Raw genomic sequence first — 13131 nt, 5'->3', positions numbered from 1 at the left:
AACTCCCTTGCCGCGCCAAGGTGTCAGCCCAAATCCGCCGCATTTGAACGGCATTCTTCCTTTCGATCCGGGCCTCGCCCCATCGGGAAAGCCCGCCAAGGAGGATGCGAAGATGAAAGCGTTCAAGACCCTGCTGTCTCTCGGCCTGGTTCTCGGTCTTTCCGCCTGTGTCCAGCCCGAGGCCACCCGCTCGGCCCCCGGGACGGTGTCGCTGGCGACCAAGGATGCCCCGCTGGCGGTGAAGGAAAGGGCGGTCGCCATCCCGCTGAACGTGACGCAGGTGGTGGTGAAGGTCCCCGCCGCGCTGCGGGTCAGCGAGGCCGACACCTGGTATCCCATCGCCGACGTGGTCTGGCGCGGCGAGCCGCGCGGCAACCGGCTGTTGCAGGTGAAGTCGATCTTCGACGAGGCGGCGGCGAAGGGCACGGCCGGGCTGAACTCCGGCGTGGCCGTGGTGGCCGAGGTCGAGGTGGTGCGCTTCCACTGCGTCACCGAGAAGACCCGCAACACCATCGGCGGCACCCATGCGCTGCACTTCAAGCTGACGATCCGCGACGCCGCCACCGGCGCGGTGCTGGACGGGCCGCGGCTGGTGAACGCCGACGTGAAGGCCGCGGGCGGGGCCAAGGCCATCGCCGAGGATTACGCCGGCCGCACCCAGCGGGTTGTGGTAGTGGAACGGCTGGCGCAGGTGCTGCACGACGAGTTGGACACGCTGACCGCCGACCCGTCGCGGTTCGGGCTGGTGCTGTCGTCCTCGGACAGCCGGCCGGGCACGCTGGTGCTCTCCGCCATGAACTGACCGCCTGCGCGGCGGATGGCGGATTGACCGCTTCCGCCGCTTTCCGGAAACCGCTAAGGGGGAGGGCATGGAGCCCTCCCTTTCCCATTCCCCCGCCCGTCCCGTCGTCCGCCTCCGCCCCAAGGCCGAGGCCCGGGCGATCCGCCATGGTTTCCCCTGGGTCTATGCCGACGAACTGGTGCTGGACCGCCGCACCAATGCCCTGGCCGCCGGCACCTTGGCGGTGCTGGAGGATGCCGAGCGGCGGCCCCTGGGGCTGGTCACGGTCAACCCCGCCTCGAAGATCGTGGCGCGGATGCTGGACCGCGACCCGGAGGCGCAGGTCGATCAGGCCTGGTTCGAGGCGCGGCTGGCCCGCGCGCTGGCCCTGCGGGCGCGGCTTTATCCCGGGCCGTTCTACCGGCTGGTCCATGCCGAATCCGACGGGTTGCCCGGCGTGGTGATCGACCGTTTCGGCGAGGTGGCGGTGGTGCAGCCGAACGCCGCTTGGGCCGAGACGCTCCTCGGGCCGCTGGTCGCGGCACTCGTCGCGGTGACCGGCGTCGCCACGGTGATCAAGAACGGCTCGGGCCGGGCGCGCGGGCTGGAGGGGCTGGCCGAAGAGACGGCGGTGGTCCATGGTGCGGCGCCTTCGGGACCGCTGCCGGTGCCGATGAACGGCGCCACCTACATGGCCGACCTGATGGGCGGGCAGAAGACCGGGCTCTTCTACGACCAGCGCGAGAACCACGCCTTCGCCGCAAGGCTGGCGCGGGGCGCGCGGGTGCTGGATGTCTTCACCCATGTCGGCGGGTTTGCCCTGGCGGCCCTTGCGGGCGGCGCTGAGGCGGCGCTGGCGGTGGATGCCTCGGCCCCGGCGCTGGCGCTAGCCGAAGCGGGGGCGCGGGCTTCGGGCTTCGCCGGGTTCGAGACCCGGCAGGGCGACGCCTTCGCGGTGCTGGAGGCTTTGGGCACCGAAGCCGCTCGCTTCGACCTGGTGATCTGCGACCCGCCCGCCTTCGCCCCGGCGAAGCCCGCGCTGGAGGCGGGGTTGCGGGCCTATGAGCGGATCGCCCGGCTGGCCGCGCCGCTGGTGGCGCCGGGGGGATACCTGGTGCTCTGCTCCTGTTCCCACGCTGCCGACCTGTCCAGCTTCCGCAACGCCTGCGCCCGCGGCATCGGCCGGGGCGGGCGCCGCGGGCAGATCCTGCACACCGGCTTCGCCGGGCCGGACCATCCGGTGCTGCCGCAGCTGGCCGAATCCTCCTACCTCAAGGCGCTGGCCTTCCGGCTGGACGGATGAAGGCCGTCCTCGACGCCTGCGTCCTTTACCCCACGGTGCTGCGGGAAATCCTTCAGGGCGCGGCGGCGGCGGGGCTTTACCAGCCGGTGTTCTCCGACCGCATCCTGCGCGAATGGACCCTTGCCGCGGCGAAGCTCGGCCCCGGGGCGCAGGCGGTGGCCGAGGGCGAGGCGGCGCTCTTGCGCGCGGCCTTCCCCCGCGGGCTGACCCGCGAACGGCCGGAGATCGAGGCCCGGCTGCATCTGCCCGACCCGAACGACCTGCATGTGCTGGCCACCGCCATCGCGGCCGGGGCGGACGAGATCGTCACCTTCAACGCCGGCGATTTCCCCGGCCATGTGCTGGCCGAGGAGGGCCTCCGCCGCCGCGACCCGGACGGCTTCCTGTGGGAGATGCTGTCCCGCCACCCCGAGACGATGGCGCGGGTGGTGGAGGAGGTCCGCGCCAAGGCGGAGCGGATTTCCGGGCAGAAGGTGGAGTTGAAGCCCCTGCTGAAACGGGTGCGGCTGTTCCGGCTGGCGAAGGCGCTGTCGGGATAGGGGCTACCCCAGCCAGCGCGCCTCGTTCGCCTCGATGGCGCTGATGCGCTCCTCGGCGGCGGGGTGGCTGAGGAGCCAGGCCGGGATGCCCTCGGTTCTGGTGCGGGTCAGCGCACCCAGCTTGCGGAACAGCGACTTCTGCGGCGCGGTGCCGATGCCGGACTTGATCAGCAGCGCCGAGGCATAGGCATCCGCCTCGAACTCGTCGCGCCGCGACAGCCGGGCCATCACCGCGGTGGAGATCATGTTGGCGATCCAGACCCCGATGATCGGCACGAAGCGGGACAGGAAGGCCGTCAGCAGGAAGAACACCGCGTTCTGCCCGGTCACGTCGATCATCCGCCGGCGGGCGTGGCCCATGCTGACATGGCCGAGTTCATGGGCGATGACCGAGGCCAGTTCCTCATCGGTGACAAGGCCTTGCCGGTATTTCTTCAGGAAGCCCTCGGTCAGGAAGATGCGGCCGTCGGGGGCGGCGAGGCCGTTCACCGGCTCCACGTCGAAGACATGGACGCGGATCTCGGGGATGTCCAGCGCGGCGGCCATCCGCGCCGTCAGCCGCTCCAGATCCGGGTCGCGCAGCGGGCGGGACTGCGCGTCCAGCATCTTCTGCGTCCGCCAGACCGAGAAGCGCATCGAGACGACGGCCCAGAGGACGGCGAGGAGGAGGGGAAGCCAGAGTGCCATGCGCCGGATATAGGATGCGCGGGGGGCGGGGAACAGGGCTGTGAGGGAGGCTTCGGCAAGGGGTGTTGCGCGGGAGACTGCCGGGGGACAGACGGCGGGGTGACCCCCGCCCTACGGCGAGGCCATCTCTGCCGTAGGGTGGGGTTCATCCCACCGTTCCCCGGTCTCCCTGGCGAAGGCCATCGCCTTCGCCACGATGCAACGGTTGCAACCAGACCGGCCGGGCCTCAATGGCCCGGCCAGCGCCCGCCCCGCCCTCGGCGGGCGCTTCTCGCCCGCCGGGTCGGGCGCTGGCCTCTCGGGGTTCTCGTGACTGCCGTCTCCGGGTGAGCCCATCCGCACGGGCGGGGGCGAGGCAGTGCCTCGCCTTCTCCCGCCCGAACAGGCCGCGGAGAATCCCGATGCCACGGCCAAGGGCACCCCCTCACCGCAGCAGCTTCACCCCGCGCGCGATCCCTTCCACCGTCATCGGCACCATCCGGCCGCCGAAGAGGCGCGCGATCATCGCGGTGGATGGACTGTAGCCCCAGCCGCTCTCCGGCACCGGGTTGATCCAGAGATGTCCGGGCCATTGCTCCGCGGCGCGCGTGAGCCAGACCTGCCCGGCCTCCTTGTTCCAGTGCTCGTTGGCCCCGCCGGGATGGGTGATCTCGTAAGGGCTCATCGCCGCGTCGCCGACGAAGATCGCCTTCCAGTCCGGGCCATGGCTGCGCAGCACGTCCCAGGTCGGAACCTGCGCGCTCCACCGCCGGGCGTTGTCGCGCCAGACCCCCTCATAGAGGCAGTTGTGGAAGTAGAACGGCTGCAGATGGCGGAATTCGGATTTCGCCGCCGAGAACAGCTCCTCCATCACCCTGACATGCGGGTCCATGCTGCCGCCGACGTCGAGGAACAGGAGAACCTTCACCGCATTGCGCCGCTCGGGCCGGGTCTGCACGTCCAGCCAGCCGTGCTCGGCGGTGGCGCGGATGGTGCCGTCGAGGTCCAGCTCCTCCGCCGCGCCGTCGCGGGCCCACCGGCGGAGCGCCCGGAGCGCGACCTTGATGTTGCGGGTGCCGATCTCCACCCGGTCGTCGAGGTTGCGAAACTCGCGCCGGTCCCAGACCTTCACCGCGCGGCGGTGGCGGCTTTCCTCCTGCCCGATCCTCACCCCTTCCGGGTTGTAGCCATAGGCGCCGAAGGGCGAGGTGCCGGTGGTGCCGATCCACTTGTTGCCGCCCTGGTGGCGGCCCTTCTGCTCATCCAGCCGCTGCTTCAGCGCCTCCATCAGCTTGTCGAAACCGCCGAGTGCCTGCACCGCGGCGCGTTCCTCCTCGGTCAGGTGCTTCTCGGCCAGCTTCGCCAGCCAGTCGGCCGGCAGGTCCAGCGCCTGCAGCACGTCCTCGGCGGTGAGCGACTCCAGCCCCTTGAAGGCGGCGGCGAAGGCGCGGTCGAAACGGTCGAGATGGCGTTCGTCCTTGACCATGGCGGTGCGGGCGAGGTGGTAGAATCCCTCGACGTCATGGGTGGCCAGCCCGGCCTCCAGCGCCTGCAGGAAGGTGAGGAACTCGCGCAGGGAGACCGGCACGCCTTCGCGCCGCAGATGGTCGAGAAAGGGCAGGAACATGCCCCGGCCCCTAGAGCAGGCGTTCGATGGCGATGGTCAGGAACAGGCCGAGGAGGCCGAGCAGGATGGCATAGACCGCGGCATACTGGGCGATGTCGGCCGGCTTGCCGCCGCGCCGCTTCGCGCTGAACCCGCCCCAGAGCGCCCCGATCACAAGGCCGCCGATCACCAGCATCGCTTCATCCCCTTTCGGCCGGCCGGGGAAGGGGGCGGGCCTCAGCCCCGCGACCCCTGCGCCCCGAGCGCGGCGATCTCGCGCGTGCGCGCCCGCACCTGCGCATCCGAGCCGAAGCCATAGCCCGCCCAACGGCGGCTGTCCATCCGCAGGGCATCGGCCTCGGCGCTGCGGCCCAGCAGGTCCAGCGCCTCGGCCTTGATCAGCTGCACGGTGGCGAGAAGGGCGTAGTTCTGCGCCCCCCGCACCACCGGGATGGCGCGGTCGGCGAAGGCCAGCGCCTGCTCCGGCTGGCCGGAGGCGACGGCGATGGCGGCCAGCTGCATGTCGATATGGGCGACCTGCACCTCGGCGCCGGGCAGGCTGCGGTAGATCTTCGCCGCGCGCGAGAATTCCTCGACGGCGCGGGTGCGGTCCGAGGCGACGTAGAGCCGGGCGATGGCGAAATGGCTGAAGGCCAGCCGCCCGTCGGTCCAGCCCTGGGCCCGGGCGATCATCAGCGCCCGGTCGGCGGCGGCGCGGCGCGCGGCCTGTCCGCCGCCGGCGCCGAGCGCGGTCTCGATCGCCGTCTTCCAGGATTTCGGCGTGTCCGACACGTCGCCGCCGCCCATGCCGGCGCCGCCGGGGTTGATCCGGTCGAGGACCGCGGGCAGCGCCGCCGCCACCGCCTTGCGCGACATGCCCGAGCGCAGCTCCGGCGCGTAATAGGCGCGCAGGATGGTCATGTCGAAGCGGGTCAGCACCGAGTGGAAGTTGTCGTCGTTGAAGACGGAATCGGTGAGCCGGTAAAGGTCGTTCAGCGGGCCGAGGGCCTGGGCCAGTTCCTCGTTCAGGCAGTCGCGCACCTCCTGCGGGCTGGCCTCGGCGGGAACGAAGATGCCGGCCTGCCGCCGCTCGACCACCGCGGCCCAGTCGACGGTGGCGGTGCCGCGGCTGGCCCGGTAGTCCTCGGGCGTCGAGACGTTCGGCACTACGAAGCAGGCGGCCGAGGGCGCCAGCCGGCGCAGTTGCGCGCGGGGGGCGAAATGCACGGTGATGGCGGCGGGTTCGCCCGGGGCGGCGGGGCGGATGTCGATCCCGGCCTCGCTGCGCAGGCGGGCGATCAGATGCGACAGGTCGGCGGGGGCCGAGGCGGGCACGGCGCCGGTCATCGCCACCGTCACCGGCCCCTCGAAGCGCGAGAGGATCGGCAGGGCCCGGCCGCTTTCCAGCTGGAAGGCGAGGTCGAGGAAATCGCGCGCCAGCGCGGCATTGCCGCGGCCGGCGCCCTGCGGCAGGGCGGCGAAATCGGGGTTGGCCAGGAAGCCCATGGCGGGCAGGGCCGGCTCCTCCGCCGCCGGGGCGGCGGGGCGGGCCTTGGTCACCTGGGCGTCGGGCGCCGTCTCGGAGGCGGGGACGCAAGCGGCGGTCGCAAGGACCGCGAGGATCGCGGCGAAGGAAAGGGTCCGCATTGTCTGGCAGCTCGATTCATGCGTGTGCCGGGGCTTGCGGCCCCGGGCGGTGCCCCGCCGACCCGGACGGACGGCGATGCCCCCGCATCGCCATCCGCCCGCGGACCGCGGTGGTCCGGTGCCCACGCTGCCCGGGACCCGGGCCTGCGGGGGCGAGCAGACGTGGTGCCCCGCAGGTCCGTGTCAGGCGTGCTTGCCGGGCGGACCAGCCCGGGTTGCGCGTGGAAGGGCCCGGGATGCCTTTGGCCGGCAGAGGCCGCGGCAGCGCCCGGGCGAAGGATCCCGGTTGCAAAAGCTGTCTGCCGGGCCGCCGGGACATGCGCCCCCGCCCAAGGCGCGGCGGCCTTGTCGGGAAGGGATGTCGGGCGGGTGCGGGGCATTCGGACAGCTTTCGGAACCGGGATCGTTCGAGGTCGATCCAACAGATGCCGAGTGTCCTTATCGCGGCCCGCTTGTGTCAATTCCGCGGAATCTTGGCGATTGTGTCCGAACCAGCGATAGAGGTCGGCCGGGCGGCCGGAACCAGATATGCGGTGGTATTGTCACGCAATATTACAGATTGTGACTGAATTTTGGGATTCCGTGAGCTAATCGTGTCAAGATTGTGGCGGAACTTCGGCAATCCCGCCCGATTCGGGTCTGGTTCGATCCGTTCAAGGGAGGCGCGATGGCGGGGTGAACCCCGCCCTACTCGGGCCACCCGTAGGGCGGGGTTCACCCCGCCGTTCCGGCCGGCCTCCGAAAGGGGATTGGCGCTTGCAGGGGTATGACAGTTAACCTTGTCTTGGCGAAGGCGTGTGCCTTCGCCACGGCGCAACGGTTCAGCCTAGACCGGCCGGGCCCCAAAGGCCCGGCCAGCGCCCGCCCCGCCCCCGGCGGGCGCTTCTCGCCCGCCGGGTCGGGCGCTGGCCTCTCCGGGTTCAGGGCTGCCAGCGTTTCCGGGCGAACCCGTTCGCACGGGCGGGGGGCGAGGCAATGCCTCGCCTTTTCCGCCCGGCCGCCGTTCGTCCGTCCGCCCGTCCGCCCTACCGCTGCCCGCGGGCCAGGAAGGCCAGCCGCTCGAACAGCTGCACGTCCTGCTCGTTCTTCAGCAGCGCGCCGTGCAGCCGGGGCAGGGCGTCCTTCGCATCCCGCCGCAGGTCCTCGGGCGACAGATCCTCGGCCAGGATCAGCTTCAGCCAGTCCAGCACCTCGCTGGTGGAGGGCTTCTTCTTCAGCCCCGGCGTCTCGCGGATCTCGAAGAACTGCGCCAGCGCGGTGGCCAGCAGCTTCTCCTTGATGCCGGGGAAATGCAGGCGGACGATGGCGGCCAGCACCTCGGGGTCGGGGAAGCGGATGTAGTGGAAGAAGCAGCGGCGCAGGAAGGCGTCGGGCAACTCCTTCTCGTTGTTCGAGGTGATGATGACCACCGGACGGTGCAGGGCTTTCACCGTCTCGCCGGTCTCGTAGACGTGGAATTCCATCCGGTCCAGTTCCTGCAGCAGGTCGTTGGGAAACTCGATGTCGGCCTTGTCGATCTCGTCGATCAGCAGCACCACCCGGCCCGGCGCCTCGAAGGCCTGCCAGAGCTTGCCCTTGCGGATGTAGTTGGCCACGTCGTGGACCCGGGCCTCGCCCAGCTGGCTGTCGCGCAGGCGGGACACGGCGTCATATTCATAGAGGCCCTGCTGCGCCTTGGTGGTGGACTTCACGTTCCACTCCAGGAAGGGCAGGCCCAGCGAAGCGGCGACCTGCCGCGCCAGCTCGGTCTTGCCCGTCCCCGGCTCGCCCTTCACCAGGAGCGGGCGTTCCAGCGTGACGGCGGCGTTCACCGCCACGGCAAGGGCGGCATCGGCGACATAGGAATCGGTGGAGGCGAATTTCATCGGTGCATCAGGGCTCTGGAGGGAAGGCGGGGCGGACCCTAGCCGCGCCTTCAATTTGTCGCAACCGCTAGTGACAATCCCCGGCGCTTGCGCTACATGCCCGGCCCAACAGGAGCGCGCCATGACAGATGCCAGCCTGTCGGAGCGACCCGACAAGAGAGAGAGTGCTGCGATGAAGCCGGAAGTGTTTCTGCCCGACGACTACCGTCCCGCCGAAGACGAACCCTTCATGAACGACAGACAGCTCGAATACTTCCGCCGCAAGCTGATCATCTGGAAGCAGGAACTGCTGGAGCAATCGTCGGAGACCATCGAGAACCTGCAGGACTCGGCCCGCAACGTCCCCGACCTGGCCGACCGCGCCAGCGAGGAGACCGACCGCGCGCTGGAACTGCGCACCCGCGACCGGCAGCGCAAGCTGGTGGCCAAGATCGATGCGGCGCTGCGGCGGATCGAGAACGGCGAATACGGCTATTGCGAGATGACCGGAGAGCCGATCAGCCTGAAGCGGCTGGACGCCCGCCCCATCGCCACCATGACGCTGGAGGCGCAGGAGCGCCACGAGCGGCGCGAGAAGGTGCACCGCGACGATTGAATTCATGCGGCACCGCGGGGACTTGCGCCGCGCGGGCCGGCTGTGGAACATGCGCCGGGCGATTTGGCCCGGCGTTTTCATTTCGGGGCAACATGACGCCACTCGGGCAACCCGTCTTCATCCTGGGCGCCGGCGTCGCCGGGCTTGCCGCCGCGCGGGCGCTGGCGCTGCGCGGGGCGAAGGTCACGGTTCTGGAACAGGCGGATGCGGTCCGCGAGGTCGGCGCCGGGCTGCAGATCAGCCCCAATGGTGCTGCGGTGCTGAAGGCGCTCGGCCTCGGCGAGGCGCTGGAGGCGGCCTCCACCCGCGCGGTGGCGGTGGAACTGCGCGACGGCCGCGACGGCGCGGTGGTGACGCGGCTGGAGGTGGCGAAGCTGCGGCCCGACCAGGGCTATCACTTCCTGCACCGGGCCGACCTGATCCAGTTCTTGCTGGACGGCGCCCGCGCGGCGGGGGCGGAACTGCGGCTGTTGCAGAAGGCCGACCGGGTGGACCTCACCGGCCCGCGGCCGAAGCTGGTGATGTCCACCGGGGCCGAGATCGAGGCGGGCCTCCTGCTCGGCGCCGACGGGTTGCAGTCGCCGACCCGCCGGGCGCTGAACGGCGAGGACGCGCCCTTCTTCACCCATCAGGTCGCCTGGCGGGCGCTGATCCCCTGCGAGCCCGGGGCCGAAGCCGTGGCCGAGGTCCATATGGGCCCGGGGCGCCATCTGGTCAGCTATCCCCTGCGCGGCGGCACGCTGCGCAACATCGTCGCGGTCGAGGAGCGCCGCCGCTGGGCCGAGGAGGGCTGGTCGCTGCGCGACGACCCGATGGAACTGCGGCTGGCCTTCGAGCGCTTCGGCCCGCGGGTGCGCGGCTGGCTGGAGCAGGTGGAGGATGTCTGGCTCTGGGGCCTGTTCCGCCATCCGGTGGCGAAAAGCTGGTTCCGGGTGCTGCCCGAGGGCGCGGTGGCGATCCTCGGCGACGCCGCCCATCCGACGCTGCCCTTCCTGGCGCAGGGCGCCAGCATGGGGCTGGAGGATGCCTGGGTGCTGGCCGATGCGCTGGCCCGGCACGAGACGCTGCCGGCGGCGCTGCGGGTCTACCAGTCGGGCCGCGGGCCGCGGGCGGCGCGGATCGTCGAGGCAGCGAACAGCAACGCCCGGGCCTATCACCTGTCGGGGGCGATGCGCAGCCTGGCCCATACCGGGCTGCGGATCATGGGCAAGGTCGCCCCTGGGGCGGCGCTGTCGCGGTTCGACTGGCTTTACGGCCACGACGTGACCAAGGGCGGGTAAGGGGCGGATTTTCGACGAAAATCCGTGCGCTCAGCCCGCCAGCCCCTCGCTTTCGAGGAACCGGGCCGAGACCAGGATGTCCTTTGCCTGCGCCATCTCGATGATCAGCCGCGGCATCTCCGGCAGTTCCCGCAGCGCCAGGAACACCCCGTGCCAGCGGATGCTGCCGCGGCCGAGCGCCCAATGCCGGTCGGCCACGCCATCGGCATCCTGCAGGTGCACATGCGCCAGCAGCGCCCCGGCCGCTCGGACATAAGCATCGACCGGCGGCGCCCCGGTGGAGCCATGGGCATATTCCGCGTGCCCGGTGTCCAGCGAGACCCGCACCGCGGCCGATCCGAAGGCGCGGGCCAGGTCGACCCGCTCCATCGGGTCGCGGTCCTCGCAGTTCTCGATCACCAGCGTCGCGCCGGTCTCCTCGGCCCGCCGCACCACCGGGGCCAGCACCTCCAGCGTGCGGGAGGTGATGCCCCGCTGGTCGTCCATCTCGGTGCCGCGGTTGAAGCCGGACCAGGTGGTGAAGGGGCTGTGCAGCACCATATGGCCCTGCCGCCCGCCGCAGAAGACCTCCAGCGCCGCCAGCGCCGCCAGCATCCGGGCCTGCACGATGGCGCGCAGCTCCGGGTCCGGCTGGTCGAGGGCGAAGCCGAGGAAGGGGCCGTGCAGGCCGATCCGGCCGGAATGGCCGGCGAATTCCGCCCTCACCCGGGCGGCGATCCCGCGCCAGCCGTCGCCCTGCAAGGCGCCGAGGGCGATGAAATCGCGGATCTCCACGTCGCGCCCGTCGATCCAGCGGCGCAGGCCGGGAACCTCGGCCAAGTCGGACAGGTAGACCGCGGCGCCGGGGCGCGGAAGATCGGGGCGGGGCAGGTCAGGCATCCAGCTCGACCCAGGCCGGCACATGGTCCGAGGGCTTGTCGCCCGCCCGCACCTGCCGGTCGACCCCGGCCTCCTGCAACAGGTCGGCTGCCTGCGGGGTCAGCATCAGGTGGTCGATGCGGATGCCGTTGCCGCGTTCCCAGGAATTGGCCTGGTAGTCCCAGAAGGTATAGACCCCCGGCCGCGGGTCGCGGCTGCGGATGGCGTCGGTCAGGCCGAGATTCACCATCCGGCGCAGCGCGGCGCGGCTTTCCGGCAGGAACAGCGCATCGGTCACCCAGGCCTGCGGCCGGGCGGCATCCTCGGGCTGCGGGATGACGTTGTAGTCGCCGAGGAAGACCACGGGCATCTCCTCGGCCATCAGCGCGCGCACCCGCGCCTCCATCCGCGCCATCCAGGCCAGCTTGTAGTCGTATTTCGGCCCCGGCGCCGGGTTGCCGTTCGGCAGGTAGAGCCCGCAGACCCGCACCGCCCGCCGGCCGGTCACCGTGGCCTCGATCCAGCGGGCATGGTCGTCGCCGTCGTCGCCCGGATGAAGCGGGGGCAGGCCGCGCACCACGTCCTCCAGCGGGTATCGCGACAGGATCGCCACGCCGTTGAAGCTTTTCTGGCCATGGGTCTCCACATTGTAGCCCATGTCCTCGAACATCGCGCGCGGGAAGGCCTCGTCCTGGCACTTGATCTCCTGCAGGCAGGCCACGTCGGGCTTCGCGTCTTCCAGCCAGCGCGGCAGCGCCTCGATCCGCGCCTTGATGCCGTTGATGTTGAATGTGGCGATCTTCATGCGCTGTGCTCCGGTTCTGGCCCGCATCTTGCCGGGCGCGGCCGGGAAGGGCAAGGTTCACCGCCATGAGGGAGGGGATGATGGAGCCGCTGGTCTCGGTGCTGATCCCGGCCTACCGGGCCGGGGCCACGCTGCGGGATGCCGTGGAGTCCGCCCTGCGGGGCGGGCTTCCGGCCGAGCGGCTGGAGGTGCTGGTCGAATCGGACGACGGCAGCGACTGCGCCATGGTGGCGGGCCTGCCCTCGGTGCAGGTGGCGGTGACCGGGATCGTCGGCTCGGGCACCGGCGCGGCACGCAACCGGGCGCTGGCGCGGGCGCGGGGGGCGTTTGTCGCCTGCCTCGACGCCGACGACCTGCTGGCGCCGGGCTGGCTGGCCGCGCTGCTGCCGAAGGCGCGGGCGGAGGGCGCGGCGGTCTCGGCGCTGGAGGTGGAGGAGGGCGGCGCGGTGATCCTGCAGCTGTGGCAGGACCTGCGGCGGCTCGGCTTCGCCGATCTGGCGGCCAGCGGCGCCTCGGTCCGCGGGCTGGTGGCGCGGCGCCTCTGCCCGCCCTTCGTCGAGGCGCTGTCGCAGGACGTGCTTCACATGTTGCAGGTGATGGCGCAGAGGGGCGGCTGCCTGCCGGTCGGGGCCGCGCCCTATCGGCTGCGGATGAACGGGCAGGGGGTGACCGCGGCCGCGGATTTTCCGGTCCGGGTCCATGCCGCCTATCTGGAGCATGTCGCCCGGCTGGAGGCCGATGCGATGCTGCCGCCGGAGATGGCGCGGGCGGCGGCGCAGGTGTTCCGCGCCAAGATCGCCCTGAACGCCGCCTTCGTCGCCGAGGGCGCGGGGCGCAGCTACTACCGCTTCATCGCCGACCGGCTGCGGGGGTGACGGAGGGCGGCATACGATTTGCCCTGCCCTGCCTCCCTGGCGAAGGCACGTGCCTTCGCCACAGCGCAACGCTTCCCCTTGTCCCGGCCGGGTGCCCCAAGCACCCGGCCAGCGCCCGCCCGCCCCTCGGCGGGCGCTTCTCGCCCGCCCGGGCGGGCGCTGGCCTCCCGGGGTCTTGGGCTGCCAGCGTCTCCGGGTGCTACCGTCGCGCACGGGCGGGGGCGAGGCAGTGCCTCGCCTTCTCCCGCCCGCGGATACGAAGGAATGGCGGGGTGAACCCCGCCCTACGACGGATTCGCCGGGCTGTTCCC

The 13131-nt window shown here is 71.3% G+C and carries 13 protein-coding genes; 6 read left to right on the top strand and 7 right to left on the bottom strand.

The genetic code is table 11. The features are described 5' to 3' along the window. Nucleotides 1–112 precede the first annotated feature (112 nt). The 3 genes from G5B31_RS14175 to G5B31_RS14165 all read left to right on the top strand — a co-directional run bounded on the left by G5B31_RS14175 (nt 113) and on the right by G5B31_RS14165 (nt 2623). Entirely contained in the window at nt 113–802 is a 690-nt protein-coding gene (locus G5B31_RS14175; RefSeq protein WP_165018783.1) for a DUF6778 family protein, read from the top strand. A gap of 67 nt (nt 803–869) precedes the next feature. Then, the gene (locus G5B31_RS14170) at nt 870–2084 is read left to right on the top strand and encodes an RSP_2647 family RNA methyltransferase (protein WP_165018781.1); all 1215 of its coding nucleotides are present in this window, start codon (nt 870–872) and stop codon (nt 2082–2084) included. Then, entirely contained in the window at nt 2081–2623 is a 543-nt protein-coding gene (locus G5B31_RS14165) for an RSP_2648 family PIN domain-containing protein (protein WP_165018779.1), read from the top strand. Before G5B31_RS14170 ends, G5B31_RS14165 begins: the two co-directional genes overlap by 4 nt. A gap of 3 nt (nt 2624–2626) precedes the next feature. On the opposite strand, the gene G5B31_RS14160 is transcribed toward G5B31_RS14165, so the two are convergent. From G5B31_RS14160 to G5B31_RS14140, 5 genes are all read right to left on the bottom strand, one after another. After that, complete coding sequence (locus G5B31_RS14160; protein WP_165018777.1) at nt 2627–3310, bottom strand: M48 family metallopeptidase; 684 nt, start codon at nt 3308–3310, stop codon at nt 2627–2629. 424 nt (nt 3311–3734) lie between these two features. Beyond that, complete coding sequence (locus G5B31_RS14155; protein WP_165018775.1) at nt 3735–4916, bottom strand: VWA domain-containing protein; 1182 nt, start codon at nt 4914–4916, stop codon at nt 3735–3737. A 10-nt stretch (nt 4917–4926) separates the two neighbouring features. After that, nucleotides 4927–5091, bottom strand: coding sequence for a hypothetical protein (locus G5B31_RS14150; RefSeq protein WP_165018773.1), 165 nt, complete (start codon nt 5089–5091; stop codon nt 4927–4929). Between the two features lie 41 nt (nt 5092–5132). Beyond that, the gene (locus G5B31_RS14145; RefSeq protein ID WP_165018771.1) at nt 5133–6542 is read right to left on the bottom strand and encodes a DUF2927 domain-containing protein; all 1410 of its coding nucleotides are present in this window, start codon (nt 6540–6542) and stop codon (nt 5133–5135) included. 1025 nt (nt 6543–7567) lie between these two features. Next, on the bottom strand, nt 7568–8407 hold the full coding sequence (locus tag G5B31_RS14140; protein ID WP_165018769.1) for a MoxR family ATPase: 840 nt from the start codon (nt 8405–8407) through the stop codon (nt 7568–7570). A gap of 172 nt (nt 8408–8579) precedes the next feature. Between G5B31_RS14140 and dksA the strand changes: the two genes are divergently transcribed. Both dksA and G5B31_RS14130 read left to right on the top strand, forming a co-directional pair. Beyond that, a complete protein-coding gene (gene dksA / locus G5B31_RS14135; protein ID WP_165018963.1) occupies nt 8580–9002 on the top strand; it encodes an RNA polymerase-binding protein DksA in 423 nt (140 codons plus the stop codon). Nucleotides 9003–9094: 92 nt separating this feature from the next. Next, nucleotides 9095–10282, top strand: coding sequence for an FAD-dependent monooxygenase (locus tag G5B31_RS14130; RefSeq protein ID WP_165018767.1), 1188 nt, complete (start codon nt 9095–9097; stop codon nt 10280–10282). A gap of 30 nt (nt 10283–10312) precedes the next feature. On the opposite strand, the gene G5B31_RS14125 is transcribed toward G5B31_RS14130, so the two are convergent. Next, on the bottom strand, nt 10313–11161 hold the full coding sequence (locus G5B31_RS14125; RefSeq protein ID WP_165018766.1) for a sugar phosphate isomerase/epimerase: 849 nt from the start codon (nt 11159–11161) through the stop codon (nt 10313–10315). Beyond that, a complete protein-coding gene (xth, locus tag G5B31_RS14120; protein WP_165018764.1) occupies nt 11154–11945 on the bottom strand; it encodes an exodeoxyribonuclease III in 792 nt (263 codons plus the stop codon). The genes G5B31_RS14125 and xth overlap by 8 nt, the downstream gene beginning before the upstream one ends. A 65-nt stretch (nt 11946–12010) precedes the next feature. Here xth and G5B31_RS14115 point away from each other — a divergent pair, with 65 nt between their 5' ends. Then, nucleotides 12011–12820: a glycosyltransferase gene (locus G5B31_RS14115; protein WP_165018763.1), complete on the top strand. Its 810-nt coding sequence runs from the start codon at nt 12011–12013 to the stop codon at nt 12818–12820. The last annotated feature ends 311 nt before the right edge of the window (nt 12821–13131 follow it).

Source organism: Rhodobacter sp. SGA-6-6, from assembly GCF_011043545.1.
In the GTDB taxonomy this organism is placed as follows: domain Bacteria; phylum Pseudomonadota; class Alphaproteobacteria; order Rhodobacterales; family Rhodobacteraceae; genus Pseudogemmobacter.
This window is presented reverse-complemented; position numbering and strand designations above follow the sequence as displayed.

What these genes read in the sequence shown, in the direction of transcription:
- G5B31_RS14140 (WP_165018769.1), bottom strand. Translation starts at nt 8,407, where the DNA reads ATGAAATTCGCCTCCACCGATTCCTATGTCGCCGATGCCGCCCTTGCC.
- G5B31_RS14175 (WP_165018783.1), top strand. Translation starts at nt 113, where the DNA reads ATGAAAGCGTTCAAGACCCTGCTGTCTCTCGGCCTGGTTCTCGGTCTT.
- xth (WP_165018764.1), bottom strand. Translation starts at nt 11,945, where the DNA reads ATGAAGATCGCCACATTCAACATCAACGGCATCAAGGCGCGGATCGAG.
- G5B31_RS14115 (WP_165018763.1), top strand. Translation starts at nt 12,011, where the DNA reads ATGAGGGAGGGGATGATGGAGCCGCTGGTCTCGGTGCTGATCCCGGCC.
- G5B31_RS14170 (WP_165018781.1), top strand. Translation starts at nt 870, where the DNA reads ATGGAGCCCTCCCTTTCCCATTCCCCCGCCCGTCCCGTCGTCCGCCTC.
- G5B31_RS14125 (WP_165018766.1), bottom strand. Translation starts at nt 11,161, where the DNA reads ATGCCTGACCTGCCCCGCCCCGATCTTCCGCGCCCCGGCGCCGCGGTC.
- G5B31_RS14150 (WP_165018773.1), bottom strand. Translation starts at nt 5,091, where the DNA reads ATGCTGGTGATCGGCGGCCTTGTGATCGGGGCGCTCTGGGGCGGGTTC.
- G5B31_RS14155 (WP_165018775.1), bottom strand. Translation starts at nt 4,916, where the DNA reads ATGTTCCTGCCCTTTCTCGACCATCTGCGGCGCGAAGGCGTGCCGGTC.
- G5B31_RS14130 (WP_165018767.1), top strand. Translation starts at nt 9,095, where the DNA reads ATGACGCCACTCGGGCAACCCGTCTTCATCCTGGGCGCCGGCGTCGCC.
- G5B31_RS14145 (WP_165018771.1), bottom strand. Translation starts at nt 6,542, where the DNA reads ATGCGGACCCTTTCCTTCGCCGCGATCCTCGCGGTCCTTGCGACCGCC.
- G5B31_RS14160 (WP_165018777.1), bottom strand. Translation starts at nt 3,310, where the DNA reads ATGGCACTCTGGCTTCCCCTCCTCCTCGCCGTCCTCTGGGCCGTCGTC.
- dksA (WP_165018963.1), top strand. Translation starts at nt 8,580, where the DNA reads ATGAAGCCGGAAGTGTTTCTGCCCGACGACTACCGTCCCGCCGAAGAC.
- G5B31_RS14165 (WP_165018779.1), top strand. Translation starts at nt 2,081, where the DNA reads ATGAAGGCCGTCCTCGACGCCTGCGTCCTTTACCCCACGGTGCTGCGG.